Origin of the sequence: Flavobacterium sp. (genome assembly GCF_043722275.1) — a bacterium.
GTDB lineage: Bacteria > Bacteroidota > Bacteroidia > Flavobacteriales > Flavobacteriaceae > Flavobacterium.
The window spans coordinates 28,271-44,098 of record NZ_JAYSPC010000073.1; the positions used below are offsets into that span (position 1 = coordinate 28,271).

The 15,828-nt window shown below is 33.0% G+C and carries 18 protein-coding genes; all 18 read right to left on the bottom strand.

Translation table 11 applies throughout. From position 1 onward, the window contains the following. Position 1 precedes the first annotated feature (1 nt). The 18 genes from ACHZDT_RS10070 to ACHZDT_RS10155 all read right to left on the bottom strand — a co-directional run bounded on the left by ACHZDT_RS10070 (position 2) and on the right by ACHZDT_RS10155 (position 15,245). Positions 2 to 778 (bottom strand): polysaccharide deacetylase family protein, encoded by a 777-nt coding sequence (locus ACHZDT_RS10070; protein WP_394774492.1) that lies wholly within the window; start codon positions 776 to 778, stop codon positions 2 to 4. After that, on the bottom strand, positions 775 to 1,842 hold the full coding sequence (locus ACHZDT_RS10075; protein WP_394774493.1) for a beta-ketoacyl synthase N-terminal-like domain-containing protein: 1,068 nt from the start codon (positions 1,840 to 1,842) through the stop codon (positions 775 to 777). The genes ACHZDT_RS10070 and ACHZDT_RS10075 overlap by 4 nt, the downstream gene beginning before the upstream one ends. Further along, complete coding sequence (locus ACHZDT_RS10080; protein WP_394774506.1) at positions 1,833 to 3,035, bottom strand: beta-ketoacyl-[acyl-carrier-protein] synthase family protein; 1,203 nt, start codon at positions 3,033 to 3,035, stop codon at positions 1,833 to 1,835. Before ACHZDT_RS10080 ends, ACHZDT_RS10075 begins: the two co-directional genes overlap by 10 nt. A gap of 134 nt (positions 3,036 to 3,169) precedes the next feature. Next, positions 3,170 to 3,427: a phosphopantetheine-binding protein gene (locus ACHZDT_RS10085; RefSeq protein WP_017496902.1), complete on the bottom strand. Its 258-nt coding sequence runs from the start codon at positions 3,425 to 3,427 to the stop codon at positions 3,170 to 3,172. Between the two features lie 2 nt (positions 3,428 to 3,429). Then, positions 3,430 to 4,044, bottom strand: a complete 615-nt coding sequence (locus tag ACHZDT_RS10090; protein WP_394774494.1) for a 3-oxoacyl-ACP synthase — start codon at positions 4,042 to 4,044, stop codon at positions 3,430 to 3,432. 10 nt (positions 4,045 to 4,054) lie between these two features. Further along, positions 4,055 to 4,588: a hypothetical protein gene (locus ACHZDT_RS10095; RefSeq protein WP_394774495.1), complete on the bottom strand. Its 534-nt coding sequence runs from the start codon at positions 4,586 to 4,588 to the stop codon at positions 4,055 to 4,057. A 28-nt stretch (positions 4,589 to 4,616) separates the two neighbouring features. Then, positions 4,617 to 5,300 (bottom strand): hypothetical protein, encoded by a 684-nt coding sequence (locus ACHZDT_RS10100; protein WP_394774496.1) that lies wholly within the window; start codon positions 5,298 to 5,300, stop codon positions 4,617 to 4,619. Positions 5,301 to 5,430: 130 nt separating this feature from the next. Further along, complete coding sequence (locus tag ACHZDT_RS10105; RefSeq protein ID WP_394774507.1) at positions 5,431 to 6,582, bottom strand: beta-ketoacyl-[acyl-carrier-protein] synthase family protein; 1,152 nt, start codon at positions 6,580 to 6,582, stop codon at positions 5,431 to 5,433. Positions 6,583 to 6,714: 132 nt separating this feature from the next. Next, positions 6,715 to 7,164 (bottom strand): acyl-CoA thioesterase, encoded by a 450-nt coding sequence (locus ACHZDT_RS10110; protein ID WP_394774497.1) that lies wholly within the window; start codon positions 7,162 to 7,164, stop codon positions 6,715 to 6,717. Further along, on the bottom strand, positions 7,139 to 8,428 hold the full coding sequence (locus ACHZDT_RS10115; protein ID WP_394774498.1) for an ABC transporter permease: 1,290 nt from the start codon (positions 8,426 to 8,428) through the stop codon (positions 7,139 to 7,141). The genes ACHZDT_RS10110 and ACHZDT_RS10115 overlap by 26 nt, the downstream gene beginning before the upstream one ends. Beyond that, positions 8,418 to 9,116 carry an ABC transporter ATP-binding protein gene (locus ACHZDT_RS10120; protein WP_394774508.1) on the bottom strand — a complete coding sequence of 233 codons (699 nt, stop codon included), beginning with the start codon at positions 9,114 to 9,116 and terminating at the stop codon, positions 8,418 to 8,420. The genes ACHZDT_RS10115 and ACHZDT_RS10120 overlap by 11 nt, the downstream gene beginning before the upstream one ends. A gap of 61 nt (positions 9,117 to 9,177) precedes the next feature. Beyond that, positions 9,178 to 10,176, bottom strand: a complete 999-nt coding sequence (locus tag ACHZDT_RS10125; RefSeq protein ID WP_394774499.1) for a BtrH N-terminal domain-containing protein — start codon at positions 10,174 to 10,176, stop codon at positions 9,178 to 9,180. Next, positions 10,176 to 10,580, bottom strand: coding sequence for a hypothetical protein (locus tag ACHZDT_RS10130; RefSeq protein WP_394774500.1), 405 nt, complete (start codon positions 10,578 to 10,580; stop codon positions 10,176 to 10,178). Before ACHZDT_RS10130 ends, ACHZDT_RS10125 begins: the two co-directional genes overlap by 1 nt. Positions 10,581 to 10,603: 23 nt before the next feature. Continuing rightward, positions 10,604 to 11,068, bottom strand: a complete 465-nt coding sequence (locus ACHZDT_RS10135) for an ABC transporter permease (protein ID WP_394774509.1) — start codon at positions 11,066 to 11,068, stop codon at positions 10,604 to 10,606. Between the two features lie 8 nt (positions 11,069 to 11,076). After that, complete coding sequence (locus tag ACHZDT_RS10140) at positions 11,077 to 11,508, bottom strand: hypothetical protein (protein ID WP_394774501.1); 432 nt, start codon at positions 11,506 to 11,508, stop codon at positions 11,077 to 11,079. Further along, positions 11,508 to 12,641: a beta-ketoacyl-ACP synthase III gene (locus ACHZDT_RS10145; RefSeq protein WP_394774502.1), complete on the bottom strand. Its 1,134-nt coding sequence runs from the start codon at positions 12,639 to 12,641 to the stop codon at positions 11,508 to 11,510. The genes ACHZDT_RS10140 and ACHZDT_RS10145 overlap by 1 nt, the downstream gene beginning before the upstream one ends. A 16-nt stretch (positions 12,642 to 12,657) precedes the next feature. Continuing rightward, the gene (locus ACHZDT_RS10150; RefSeq protein ID WP_394774503.1) at positions 12,658 to 13,560 is read right to left on the bottom strand and encodes a dialkylrecorsinol condensing enzyme DarA; all 903 of its coding nucleotides are present in this window, start codon (positions 13,558 to 13,560) and stop codon (positions 12,658 to 12,660) included. A gap of 44 nt (positions 13,561 to 13,604) precedes the next feature. Further along, complete coding sequence (locus ACHZDT_RS10155) at positions 13,605 to 15,245, bottom strand: phytoene desaturase family protein (protein ID WP_394774504.1); 1,641 nt, start codon at positions 15,243 to 15,245, stop codon at positions 13,605 to 13,607. Between the last annotated feature and the right edge of the window lie 583 nt (positions 15,246 to 15,828).

The following is a 15,828-nucleotide window of genomic DNA, read 5'->3' on the forward strand; positions in this document are numbered from 1 at the left end:
GTCAAATTTCATAAGCATTAAGATTCAAAAGTTCCTCAACCGAAATCACTTCATAATTGTTTTGCTGTAAAAATTGCAAAAACTGTTCCAATACCAAAACCGAGTGAGATGCCGTATCATGCAAAAGTACGATTCCGCCGGGAGAAACACGTTTTATAATGCGATTGAAAATCAATTTCTGATTTTTTGTTCCGCCATCAAGCGACCGAATATTCCAGCCAATAACTTTATGACCGGTTTGTTTTAAGGCTCTCCTGATCGAAGGAGTTGTAACTCCATAAGGCGGACGAAAGAAGTTTATTTTTTTTGAAGTGAATTTTTCCAGAAGTTCATCTGTTTTCTGAATTTCTGTTTTGATTTTTTTAGCATTATAAAAATCAAAAAATGGAGAATGATTGTATGAATGATTTCCAACCGAATGTCCTTCAGCAATAATTTGTTTTAGAATTTCAGGATGTGCTTCAATATTTTTTCCGATGCAGAAAAAAGTCGCTTTTACATTGTGTTTTTTTAGTAATTCTAAAATTTCCAAAGTAAAAACACTTGGTCCGTCATCAAAAGTAATCGCTATTTTTTTTTCTCTTTCTAAAGGATTATTGCAGAAAGCTTTTACATGATAATTCGAAGAAATTCTGGCAGAGCCAAAAGCATTTATTCCTAACCAAATCAAAACAATTACGATTAGCCATAACCAATTGATTACTATAAACAGATTCACAAGAACCAATGAAAGCAACAAAAAGACAAAGAATAACGAAGTGTTTTTGTGCGTTATCATTTTGAGATCAAAGTAAAACTATGATTTTTCCCGTTCAATTGATTGTACAATAAAATGGTATTATAAACTGGTTTTTCAACCGAATTTGCTTTTATAATTTCAGGAATTTCCTGAGTTTTGATAACTTTTGATGCCATCCATAAAGCAAAAGCAGAAGCCGTATCATATTCACCGCTCAAATGTTTGTAATATAATTGAGGCGTTTCTGCGAAAGCATTTTGAGCAATATCTTTATAATAAATATCAGAACCCACATTTCCGTTAAAACCTAAAACCAAAGCGTCAATATCTGAAATTTGTAAATTATTCGTTTTCAAAAAGCTAACAATTTCAGCTTCAACTTCATTTGAATCTAAAGTATTTATAATGGCAACATCGAGAATTTCAGCGTAAGTACTTTCTTTTTTCTCATTTTCTAAAACAAAAAAACTAGCGCCTTCGCCATAAATTGCTCCGGAAGTTGTAGACTTTAAAATGTTACAGGGTAAATTACTTTCATCTTTTACACGTCCGGCTAATTTAAAAAGTGAAATTGTATAATCCCCGGTTTCGTCGATTCCGCCTACTAAAATAGAATTTGCTTCGTTTTCCTCAATTTGCATTTTAGCATCTAAAAGTGCCGATTCAAAAGAAACAACTCCATTTACATACGTAAAATTATAACCTTTGCATTGTAAAGTCAAAGCAATTTGAGCACCAACAGTATTGTGTGTTGACTGAATAAAAGAAGTTGGGGTTAAAAACTCTTCATTATTATCCAGAATATTTTTCAGGAATTTTTCAGAATCTTCGATACATCCCAAACCTGTTCCGGTTATAATGGCGTCAATGTTTTCGACATTTGCATCTTTCAACGCTAAAGCCGAAGCTACGATCCCGTTTTTTACACCCTTTGCCATTCTTCTGCTGGCAGCGGGAGAAATATAATCTTTATAAACAGGCGAAATAACGGTAAGTACCGTTTCATCTGTGTGTGGAATTGCTTCTTCTAAAAAAACAGTATCAAATGTTTTTTGAGTCGAAATACAGCCTACTCCATTTATATATGTTTTTTTTAATTGCATTTTGAAAATATAAGGGTAGAACAATTTCCTCCAAAACCAAAAGAGTTGGATAAAACGTGTTCAATGTTTTTATTTTTTGCGGCAGTCTGCGGTTGCAAATCAAACTCTTCCATCGGGTTTTCGAAATTCAAATTAGGATAAACCACATTATTCTGAATTGCCAAAACACTATAAACGGCTTCAATTGCTGCGGCAGCTGCCAAAGTATGTCCGGTAAAAGGTTTTGTAGAACTAAAATCCGGAACTTTTTCATCCTGATAAATTCGCAATAAAGCTCTTCCTTCAGATAAATCATTGTTTGGAGTTGCTGTTCCGTGCACGTTGATATAATCAATTTGCGATGGTTTTAAACCCGAAACATCAAAAGCTTTTTTCATCGCTAAATAAGCTCCATCACCATTTTCTGAAGAAGCAGTTTGATGAAAAGCGTCGTTTGCATTTCCGTAACCCGAAACACGAGCCAGGACTTTTTTGTTTTGTTTCGCCACAATCTCATCCGATTCTAAAACCAAATAAGCCGCAGCTTCGCCCAAGTTTAATCCTTTACGTTCATTGTCAAACGGTTTGTTGAAATCGTCTGATAAAATCATCAAAGTTTTAAATCCGTTAATGGTGAATTTTGCCAAACCATCGGCTCCTCCCACAATTACGCGATCTAATTTTCCGGTTTTAATCAATCTGGCGCCCAACATAATTGAGTTTGCGGCAGAAGAACAAGCCGTACTAATTGTTGTAACCATTCCTTTTAAACCTAATTCTTCGGCAATTTTTTCAGCAACATCGCCGCCGTCATGACAGGCAATATATTTAACCAGTTCAGGATGTGTGAAATAATCGTAATAATGTCTTTCAGTCATGTCCATTCCGCCAACACTTGTAGCCGAAATAAGTCCGGTCCTGAATTCGTTTATCGATGTAATTCCTGCATTTTCAACAGCTTGTTTTGCTGCCAAAGTACCAATCATCGCCGTTCTTGAAAAATTATTATCATCAGAAAGTTTCAATTCATCAACCAATTCTTCATTGGTTTTTTTAATTTCTCCTACCTTAATAACATCTGCGTGAATTGTCGAAATATTTGTGATACGCGAAATGCCAATTTTATTTTCGATCAACGAAATATAATTTTCCTCGACTGAATTTCCAATCGAAGAAATAATTCCCATTCCCGTTATTGCAACACCTTTTGCCATTTTAGATTTTAGATTTTTAGATTTTAGATTTAAGACTATACTTGAGATTCGCGAAATTTTGAAAATCATTTTAAATCAGATTTTGAATATTTCTTGTCTAAGAAATCTAAAATCTGAAGTCTAAAATCTACAATCTATTTAGTTCTATTCGCGCTAATATAAGCCGCCATAGTTTCGATTGACTGAAAAATGGTTTTTCCTTCTTTTGGATCTACCAGTTTAATTCCGTAATCTTTATCTAAAATCACAATTAATTCAAGCGCATCAATTGAGTCTAAACCTAAACCATCTCCAAACAAAGGATCGTTATCAGCAATGTCTTCAATTGCGATATCTTCAAGATTTAAAGTAGTAATGATTTTGTTTTTTAATTCTTCTTTTAATGCTTCCATGATTATTTATTATATAATGTATTGATATTTTCGTTTGTATATTTTGTGTTTTCTTCCTTACTAATGATGCAAAGAAACGCTTTGTAATCGTCATTAAAAAATTCTACCCAACCACAAAGAACTGCATCAGCTTTATTTGTGTTTAACAGAATGCCTGAATAGTTAAACAGAAATTCAGTATTGAAAGCATCAAATATAAAGAAAGAATTTTCACTTTTTAGCTGATGACGGATACTTATTTCGCCCAAACATATATTTGGCAGCGTATAAACGAAAATCGCGGGACTCGGAAAGTAGTTTTCTTTGTCGGAAATAGACTCCTGATATTTTACATCAGTATCTAAACTTGACGATTTATTGGCCAAAACCAAAGCAATATTATTTTCTTTATCAGATGAAATAATTGGACTCAAAAGCAATTCAGAACCTAAAAAAGCCAGTTTGCTCAAAGCATCCATTTTAAAAAACTTCGGGTATTGAATATCAAAATTACGATACGCTTGTTTCGAGAAATCGCCAAAATCTGTTGGTTCTATTTTGAATACAGAAGTTCCATTCAAAACAATTTCGTTGTTTTGGATGGTGATGTAGGATTGTATGTAGGTTTTTTGAGTCATTGTTTTAATGTTATAAAAGAAATTTTTCTAGATCTCTTTTTAAACTAATTTGTGAAAAAAGCACAGGAGTATTCATTTTTTGATTTTCTTTTAGCATTGTAAAATAAATATTGTTTTTCGCTAAAATAAATATTCTGCTTGTTTGAAATGGTCTATAACTTAAATAATTATTACTATTATAAATTATTACATTTCCAGAATTTCTATGTTTTTCAAAACCTTTTTTCTCGCAATATTGATTAATAAGTAATTTATTTTCTTCTGCATTGTATTTGCTGACAATTTTAGTTAGTTGTTTTTCAGTTGCTTTTCTATAAATTGTAAAGGCACAAAATAAACTAAAAATAAACAATAGATAAAATTCAATTCCAGTTTTTGAATAATCACGATAAGGATCAGAATAAACTAAAAAAGGTGTTAGAAATCCCCAGGTAAAAAACATATATATAGTTATTCTATCAAACTTATCAAACCAATCTTCAGAATAAACTAATTTATTCTGGTCAATACTTTTTTTAACATTTAGATTTTTTAAACTTCTCATTTTAATCTGTTTTGCTTGACGATTCAATTTAAGAAACCCAAGTCTGAATAATTTTCTCAATTTTCCATTTTCCTGATTTATTTTCAATTATGATTATAAATCCTCTTCCACATCTTCCACCACCACAGGAAGCACCAGCGGATAAAATTCCTCTCGTTTTTGTTTTATTAAACTGAATTCTTGATACCCAAATAGTTCCAACAGGAAAGAGGACATTGCTTACATCATTTAAATTCCAATCTTTTTCATGAGGATATTTTGATGCTTTTTGAAAGTTAAACTTTTTATTGTTTTCAAAAGCTTTTAAATCAAATTTGTATTCGTCTGTTCCTTTTGAAATATCATAGGTATATTCAGAAATATCAAGCTTTTTGATAATCATTTCAGTTTCAAAAGAACTAATTTTTGTTACATCATCATAAACACCAATTAAAATTCTTGTTTTATCATTTTTGATGCTGTCTCGATTACGCCAATATTCTTTTAATTCTTTATTAAATCCAATAGTATCTTCTTTATTAGTTTTAAAATCATTCCTTGGTGTTGGTGGGGGAAATATAACTCTTCTATCCATATAAATAGAATCTACAATTTCAACAAAGACATTATTTAAGACATCTTTTTCAAATTGTAGTTCGTCGATTTTATCCTTTTTACATCCAAAAACAGAAAGTAAAACAAAAACTATAAATATGACTTTTGATAATTTCATTTATTATTTTCAACTATAGTGAACTTATAAGATTTATTTACAAGTTGGATTTTTTATTTGAACTGTTCGGAATTTCCGAACAGTTCAAATTATATATACACAAAAATTCAATCAACTTAATTAGTGAAAATTAGTGCAATTCGTGTTTCATCTTTTCAAAAATCACAGCCGTATTACAACCGCCAAATCCAGAAGCCGTCTTCAAAAAATAATCAATATTTCTTTCTTCGTTTTTGTCAATAACATTTATAGATTCGCTTACGCCAATTTCATCAAAACCTTTCGATTCAAAAAGCATACTTTGATTTACTGATTCTATCCCAATTACGGTTTCTAATAATCCCGAAGCACCTAATGTATGACCATAAAATCCTTTTAAACTATTTATAGGAACATTTTGTAAAGCTAAACGATTTAATGCAATTGCTTCCATTTCGTCGTTGAATGGAGTTGCGGTTCCGTGTGCTGAAATAAAATCAATTTTATCAGGATCAATTTGAGCTTCTTTCAACGCATTCTGAATACTTCTGAACAAACCTTCGCCTGTTCTTGACGGACCCGAAATATGATTGGCATCGTTTATCGAACTGTCTCCAATTACTTTTATTTTTGCGTTTTTGGCTTCCGCCGAAAGTAAAACAGCAGTGGTTGCTTCGCCTAAACTTACACCGGTCCTGTTTTTAGAATAGGGTTTACAAGGCAAATCACTCATAGCCTGAAAAGCATTAAATCCGGATAAAACAAATTCTGAAACTTCGTCGCCAGCTACAACAAAAATGTTATCATATAATTCAGACTGAATCATTCTTTTAGCAACCGAAACCGCTAAAATTCCGGAAACACAAGCATTTGAAACTACAATAGGTTGTGTTTTGAATCCGAAGAAATCAGCAACATTTTTCGCTAAAACATCTAAATGCGCATTATTAAAACTTTCTTCAGAATCTTCTTTTAACGCTGTAACATTTCCTTTTGTAGTAGAAAGTATAAAAGCTGTTTTCGAATTTAATTCCACTTTCGAATTTTTGATAATCGGTTCTAAAGCCAAAATCATCATTTTCTCTAAGCGGGAATATTTTGTGTCAGTGCTGATTTTTTCAAAAGTGCTGTTTATTTTTTCATTAGAAATAATGGCAGCATAAAATGAATTTGGCATTAAGGAAATATCATTGTGCAATTGAATGCCTGAATCTCCACGAAGAATTGCCTCGACATTCGATTCAACATCAAATCCTAAAGGCGTGATACAATTCGTTTCGGTGATATATACTTCTCTTATCATTTTATCTTTTTTATTCCTGTAAGCTTTTTTTCCTGCAAGGTTTTCAAAACCTTGTAGGTATAGATTCAATAGGGTTTTTAAAATTTACACCTACAAGGTTTTGGAACCTTGCAGGAGAACGGACGTTGTAAATTATTTTATCAATCCCACTTTTCTCTTCCATTCCTCATAAAAAGGAGGATTCGTCAACATTAAATTTCCGTCACCGTCTAAAAAAACCTGAACAGTTTCTCCGGTGCAGGCAACTTCGCCTTTTGCGTCGATTATTTTAAAACGATAAATCATTTTGGCAGCGGGAGTGTCAACAACTGTTGTTTCGATTGTTACGACATCGCCGTAACGCAAAGACAATTTATGTTCGCATTTTGATTTTACGATTGGCGTTGTATAACCCGTATTGCCAATATCTAAATAAGTAAGTCCGTGTTGACGTCCAAAAGCTTCTCGTCCATCTTCAAAATAGGTAATATAATTGCCATGCCAAACGATTCCAAGCGGATCAGTTTCGTTAAAACGGATTCTAATTTCGTGAGAAACGGTTAAGTCTGTGGCTTCGTTATACTGTTCTTTTCTTTTTGTCATAAAATAAGGCAATGGATGTTGTGATAATAAAGAACAAAAATAACAAACTTATTTTTGGAATGATTTCAAGGAAAGAAACGTTGCGTAATAAAACATCATAAAAAGCTTCTAATCCCCAATTCATGGGTGACGATTTCGCGATATATTGCATGATGGTTGGCATTGCAAAAACCGGAACCCAAACACCACCAACTGCAGCCAGAATAAGTACGCTTGTTGCACCAAATGGTGCTGATTGTTCTTGTGTATTGGCAACAGTTCCTAATAAAATTCCAAAACCGATCGCGGCAAAACCTGAAAATAAAGCGACAATACTCATTAAAAATAAATGTCCTTCGATGTTTAATGAAGGTAAACCAATATGCGGAAATAAAAATACTGCCACGGCAACCATCATATAAAACTGAATCATACAAATAACAGAATACGTAATAGTTTTACCAATAATCACGACTAAATTAGAAACCGGATTGGTCAATAATCGAACGAATGTTCCTTGTGATTTTTCTTTTACAATATTTATAGATAACGGAATCACGATAAAAAATATCGCAAAAAGTGTCCATGCCGGAACGTTATGTTGTACGGAGTTTGGACGAACTTCTTTGTTGTTAATTCTCGGAATTATTTCTTTGAAAGTAATGAAACTCTTTTGATCAAATTCAACATTTCCTTCTCCTAATTGATTTTGAAAAGTAGTGTAAATTGATTTGGTTTCGATTTGAGAAATCATCTTGTCAATCGAATTCATCACTGCATTTTTGAAACTCATTTGAACCGCAGGATCAAAATACAGTTTTACTTCTTTTTCCTTTATAACTTTAGGTTTTTCTGCTTGAGCAGTTGTATCTGTTTCTGTTAAGCCCATTTTACTGATAATGTTCTCAACATTCTGATCAATTTTGGTTTGTAAATCGATACTTAGATTTTTCGGAATCACAATTGCCAACTGGAATTTTCCTTTGTAAACGGCTTCTTTCGCCACTTCTTCGGTAATTGTTTTGTTGTCAATTTGCGTTACAACGCTGAATAAATTGCTTTTTTCAAGATTATCAAAAACCGTTTTAGAAACAGCACCGTTGTCATTATCGACCAATAAAATTTGAATTTTATTGTCGCTAATAGTTTTAAAAGTACTGTCCTGAATTAAAGTTACCGTAATGACAAGTACCAAAGGCATGATAAATAGAATAATTAATCCGCCTAAATCTCGTTTAAGCAGCAGAAATTCCTTTACAACCGACATCCAAATTTTATATACCATCTCTAAAATCTTTACCGGTTAATGAAATAAAAACTTCTTCAAGATTGCGTGCTTCATCTGTTGAGTCAATTAAACTTGATGGCGTTCCTTGAGCATAAATTCTGCCTCGATCCAGAATCGCAATATTGGTACAAAAATCTTCGGCTTCAGCCAAATGATGTGAGGTATATATAATGGTAGTTCCGTTTTGATTTAAAACTTTTAAATAATCTATAATGGCATTTTTAGATTGTACGTCAACACCAACGGTTGGTTCATCTAAAAATAAAACTTTAGGATTGTGCAAAATTCCAGCAATCAAATTGACTCTTCGTTTCATACCGCCTGAAAAAGTTTCGATGCGTTTGTCGGCGAATTTTAGTAAACCCAAAAGATCTAAAGTTTCTATTACTTTATCTTTTAAGTAAGTACCTTTCAATCCGTACATACTTCCAAAATAATGTAGATTTTCTCTTGCTGTTAAAGTTGGATATAAGGCATATTCCTGAGGAACAACGCCTATAATTTTTTTGATTTTTGAGGAGTGATTGGTATAGTTCAGATCATCAATTGTAAAATGTCCTGAGGTTGGTTTGATCAATCCGCAAAGCATGGAGATTAATGTTGTTTTTCCGGCACCGTTTGGACCAAGTAAACCAAAAATCTGACCTTCATTTATATCCAGCGAAACATCGTTCAAAGAATACATATCTGCATCTTTGTACTTTTTCGAAAGGGATTCTATTTTTATAATGGATTGCAAAATATATTTAGCTAATTGCTTTTTTTAGTTTTTTGAAAAAGATTTCTTCTCTATTGGCAATGTCCAAAAGGTCATCGGCAATGGCATTGTAAGCATCTTCTTTAGCACTTCGGTTTTTGTAAATTCTTGAAGCTTCAACAGCAAAATCTCTCCAGGAATCTCCAATCTGAGTCATTTCTTTAGACAGAATTTTTAATTCTTCATTATTTAATATAACCGAAGCTTCTTGTAAAAAAGCAGCGTAAATAAATCTAAATCCACCGCCTCCGGTTCCTATTTCTTCCTGCATACGTACCATTTGTGCCAGATAATGATTGGCTTTTTTGGTTCCGTGTTTTACGGGCCATTTACGAATTTGTTTCGATACGAATTTTATTCCGCGTACACCAATAATAGGCATTGGCGCCAACATATCGCGACAGGTATTTTTGATTCCTTTGATGATGGCACTTTTCAAATCAACGTCTTTCGGAATTTGAATTGGGTAATACATTTGCCCTCTTGGCGCAAAAGCACCTTTGGCAAAACGTACTTTATCTAATTCGTCGTGAGTTAAGGTTGTAACAGTTTCCATAACAGGATCGCTGACCAAATAATCAGTTTCAGTTTTCCCATAAACGACTAAATTATGTGCATTAAAGTGAAAGCGATATTCATCTGGAAAATAGCTCAAATGATAAACACCAACTTGTAATCCGGTTGGAATATTATTTTTTAAATTTTCGTCTAATGCTTTGTTCGCATTTACGATAGAAGAAAATTTTTGTCTTTTTATTTTTAAATTTAACCTACTTGCCAGTTTATTAAAAATTTGTCCAGGCAAAGTTCTATAGCTAATTGCGGGTGCGTGATTTACTTTAATAAAGGGCAAATACACGAAAAAAAGTCCGGAACCAATACCAAAAACCATCGGTTCGCTGATGTTCAGTCCGTTGTTTTTCAACAAATTCGAAGCTACGCCATTCTCACAATGGGCAGATTGATGATGTGTAAAATTGATTTGCATTAGTCTGTTTTAATATTTTTTAATTCGGCTATTGAAATTTCAAAAGCGTCGGCATATTTTTTTAGGATAGAATCACTTAGTTTAGCAAAAACGGTTGGTTTAAAATGTCTTTTTACACGCCATTTCCACATGCCAACATAACTTGCTAAAATAGTAAGATCCATTTTAGAGAGTTCCATATAATAAGAAATCGGGCTTACTTCGCCAATTTCGACTTGCATTTTTGCTTCGGCAATTCGTTCGTTTATTTCGTTTATTGAATTTGATAGTGCGATGCTTTTAGGTTCCCAGCCTGTACTTAAAGTTGTAGTATATTCTCCGTTTTCATCTGTAGCATACAAAAGTTCTTTAACGTTGTTTTTAGTTAAGTTGCTTTTGTCTTGTGGTACTTTTTCTTTTTCCATGACGGGTTTTTTTTCAATTGGAATTATTCAGGAGTAGAAACTATCTTTTGAATGAATAAATTAATTTCGCATTCTAAAAGTAATTTATGGCCCCATATACTTTCACACTTCATGGTACACAAAGTATAATCGTCGCCTGTAAATTTTGAAACCAAAGTTGCTTTTGTAACAATTGTATCGCCCACTTTTGGGAGCAAATGTATTTTAAGGTTTTTTATCGCACTGATAAAACCCAATACATTTACGTTTTCGTTTTCTGTTCCGTCTTCGTCAAAAAAATATTTTTTCCCTACAATTGCTGAACAGGTTTGTGCTGTATTTTCGATTAAACCAGCCTCGATAAAAACGTTGTTGTCTATAAAAATGTTATCTTCTTTTATCAAAAAAACGGTTTCTACAAAGTTCGCGTCAATATCTAAAATTAAATCCACCATGAGCATTGGCGCTCGGTGCGGTAAATAATTTTGTATATCAACTCCGGTTTTCATTGCTGTTATCATTTCGCTAAAACAGTTTTCATTTGTCCTTTGGCAATTTCTTCGTTGTTCAAAGTCGTTACAATATCAACCAGTGTAATTCCGGCAAACTCTTGTAAAATAGTTACCGTTGACTGAATTGTATCGTTGATTTTTGGCAATTTTTTAATCGCAATTTCCTTGATCGAACCTATATATCCTGTTGGAGCTATTTCGTTTTTGAGAAAAAATTGATAACCTGTGTGTAACGCAACAGATTGTGCCATATGTTCGATTAAACCTGCTTCTAAAAAAGTATCATTGTCAAAAAATATATTATCGTTTTTAATTTTAAAACCCGAAACTAATGAAGTTTCGGTAAACGAATACATTTTATCTACCATAACAAAAGGAAACTTTTGTGGCAATAAATTTTCGACAGCTTCTTTTTCTAAAAGTAAAGTCGTCTCCATTAGCAAACAGTTAGATAAGCATATGCAAATGAGAATCTTCCACTTTCAGGAACTGATAAAAGGATACGATCTCCCTTTTTTAAATTTCCTGAATTCATCAATTCTTCCACAGCTAAGTAAATAGAGGCCGAACCTACATTTCCAACTCTTGAAAGATTCATGAACCATTTTTCATCCGCCATTCCGATTCCTTTTTCAGTTAATCCTTTTTTTAATCCTTCAACAAAAAAGTTTGAAGAAACGTGAGGAATAAAATAATCAATCTGATCTGAACTAATATTATTTTTAGACATGGCATCGCTCATACTTTCGGCTCCTTTTGAAAGTATAAATTCATCCAATAATTTTACATCTTGTTTGATGGCAAAAACCGATTCGTTTAACCATTGTTCAGGAGGATAATCGCTCCATGATTTGATTTCGCCATTTTCCAGTTTATCTCCTCCGGCGTACATGCAGGTTTCTAATTCATAAGCATATGAAAAAGCTTCCATCCATTCGATTTTTAGGGAAATAGTACCGCTTGGTTTATTTTCTAATAAAAAAGCTCCGGCTCCGTCAGATAACATCCAGCGTAAAAAATCTTTTTTGAAGGCAATAATTGGCTGCTCTTCAAGGCTTTTTAAATTTGCTGCTTCATGATTGTACATTTGAGCATTTAACCAGGATGAAACTTTCTCTGATCCTGTGCAAATTGCATTTTTAGAATTCCCTGATTTTATCGAAAGAAAACCAAATTTTAATGAATTCATTCCGGCACAGCAAACTCCGGTTGATGAATTTAATTCTACCGATTTATTTTTTAGCAAACCATGAACCATCGCTGCATGCGAAGGCAGGAAAACATCAGGAGTTGAGGTTCCGCATGAAAGTACTTCAAGATCTTGTGCCGTAAAGTTTTCATCAAATAATTGCACAATTGCATTATGGGTTAACTCAGCATTATTATGCGTGCTTTTTCCGGTTTTGTCAATGGCGTAATAACGGCTTGTAATTTTATTATTGCGCAAAATAATACGCCTTGCTTTAGAAGCAGCATCATTGATGAGTCCTAAATACTCTTCCATTTCGTCATTAGAAACAGCTTCATTTGGCAAATATTTTGCGGCTCTTGTAATATATACTTCAAACATAATCTAATTTCGTCTTCTAAACTCCTTGATAATATCGAGTTTCTTTTTTTATGGTTTTTAACTTAAACGGGTAGGTAATAAGGTGCAATATATAGACTATTGGTGAGATTAACCATATCGCGAGGAATAAATAAACATTAAATACTTTAAGAAGCTGTTTTCTGTTTTTTTGATGTTTATAAATCAAATTTGACCATTTATTGAAAATTTTATTTGCGGTTCTGTCAACTGTAACTAAATATGGGCTAATTTTTACTGCGCCAATTGCTAGTAATTTCGGTTGTAAATCTTTCAGATTATTCTGCTGTAATGCCGAAAACATTACTTCTCCAAACTTATCCGACTCCTGAATGTCTTTGTCAGAAACTCCCGGTAACGGAAAAATTCCCAAATATTTTTTCTTAACTCCGGAAAACATCCACTCGACAATTGTGATTACGCTGATTAAATTTCCAACGCGATCTACCAAAGCGACATTTCCTACCAGTTTTGCATTTGCTTCTTTAAGTAAAGTTTTGATTTTTTCCTGCGCCATAATCCACATATTACGAGATCCGCTAATGGTAATAACTGGCGTATCGTTTAATATTTTTTTAGCATCATCACTTTTCAAAAATGAATTTATAGGAATCGATGGCGACAGATACCAAACCTGATAATGAAAAAGTACTAAGTCAAATTTTGTATTTAAAATCTCTTCAGGAACGGGTTTTAATTCTTTTGGAATTTGCAGAAAAGATTCAGGGAATGCGTCGAAAAAAGAATCTTTATCCCAGGGAAAAGGAAATGGTTTCTCTAATTTTATTTCGTGAAACGTTACATTTATCTCTTCTGAATTCAGAAAAGGTTTTGCAATATTTCGCGCAATCTCTTCTAATTGTCCTGATTGGGAATAATAAATAACAAGAACATTTTTCATTTGGATGTATGGCTTTGGTGGTTGCGCAAAAATAAGTATTTTTTCTAAACGAATTTCCTTATTTTATCTGATCGTTTTGTGTGAACCCAATCCGGCCATGTTGATGAATCTTCGGCATCATAAATTCGGATTTTTTGATTTTCATCTTCAATTAATAAATCATCAGATGTGCATCCTAAAATTGCCGCCGCCGCCGAAACTCCTGAATATGTTGCTCCCGCAACGCCATGAGATAAAGTACACGCGCCACATAAGAACAGATTTTCAATTTCGGTTTTGTTTTTATAAGCGAAAGGACCAACCTGATTTAATGTTTTTTCGGTTCCGTAAACATTGCCTTTTGTCGAATTAACGTAAAATTCATTGGTTTTCGGAGTTCCCAATTCTGCCTGAATAATATGCTGTTTCGCGTTTGGAATTATTTTTTCGACATTATTCATCAGTTTGTCGATCACTTTTTCTTTGAAAATTTTATATTCTTCATTATGATAATCTTCAAGACCATTAAAATCTTTTAGATGATCGTAATTCACATAAGTGACAATTTCAAAATTATGATAACGTCCGTTAAAACTTGCCGGATCTTTAAGCGTTGTGCAACTTATAAATACCGAAGGAAATGAATCTCCGGAATCAATTGTATCGCTCATTAAATGCTCGAAATTATCATCGTCATTTTCATCTTTCATCATCCAGATATTTCCGGAATCTATATTATATAAAGTAACGTCAATATCTAATGTCAGAAATAAAATCAGAGAAGTAACCGAATATTTAGTCTTGTCGAGTTTTTTAAGAAGGGATTTACTGATATGTTCTTTATCAATTAATTTTAAATAAGTGATAGAAGGATCTGCATTTGAAACAATATTTTTGGCTCTAATTTCTTCGCCATTTTCAAGTTGAATTCCAACTGCTTTTTTATTTTCGATAATGATTTTACGAACGTTTTGTTTTACCCTGATTTCTCCTCCTTGTCTTTTTATGCCGTTTGTCATGGCTTTTACGATTCCGCCGCCGCCGCCCATTGGATAAAATCCTCCATCAAAATAATGATTCATTACAGAGCAATGTACGGGAAAACAGGCACGATTTGGCGAAAGCCCATGATCGCCACACTGAATATTTAAAACCGCTTTTAGTTTAGGATCTTTTACATGCCAGCCAATTACTTTTTTCAAAGGAAATAAAGAAAATTTGCCAAAATGTTTCGTACGAAATGGAACAGTAATATTTTGCCAGAAACCCTTTAGTTTTGGAATTAACTGCAATTCGTAACTCACTTTTTTTACAAGTGAAAGATATTCGTGTATGTTTTTTTCTTCGTGCGGAAAATGATCTGAAAGTGTTTTCTTGAGATTCTCAACTCCTGCGGGCAAATCGAAAATTTCATCGCCAATCAAACAATGTTCATAGGCGTTTTTGTTCATTCTAAAGAAAACCATGTCATTGGCAATTCCTAAACCTCGGTATAATTCATTGGTAGATTGTCCTTGTTCAAGGAGTCCTACATAATGAACGCCGGGACTAAAACGCTGTCCGTTTAAGGTAAAACTATGACTCCAACCGCCGGGAACATAATGCTGTTCAAGAACCAAAACTTTTTGTCCTGCTCTTGCAAGACATATTGCGGTTGATAATCCGCCAACTCCGGAACCTATGATAATCGTGTCAAATTCCTGCATACCTTACTTTAAGAATTGTAAAGTATAAAAGAACGATTTTTAATTAGATAATTTTAATTCGGAAGTGTAATTTTAAAGAAACTAATGATTTTTACCGCAAAGTCCGCAAAGTTTTTATCTAATGCTATTTTTAGAACACAAAGTTCTCAAAGCTTTGTATTGATTTAGCTTTGCGAACTTTGGGATTAAATTTATCTTTAATTTTTACAGATTAGGCAAATTTTTTAATCTGTGCGTTTGTTTAAAACACATAGAAACATAGATTTAGGAACGTAAAAAAGGTATTTCATTTAAAATAAGACCGCATAGTTTGGTTGGCTTTAGCTAGAGTAAGCAGATTTTCTTTTTTAATTTGTTTGATAACCCATTTAACTTTTCGTAGTTTACTTGATAAATAAGTCCCAGCGGGACGTTATATTTATAGCAATTTCAATATTCATATTTCAATAGACCCCATCTGGGTGAAATCTTTTAAGGTCAGATTATAAACAATGATATCGCTCCGCTGGAGCTTTATCACGAATAACGTATATATTATCTATAAATATTATGCTCCTCTGGAGCTTTAAAAAGGAAAATTAAA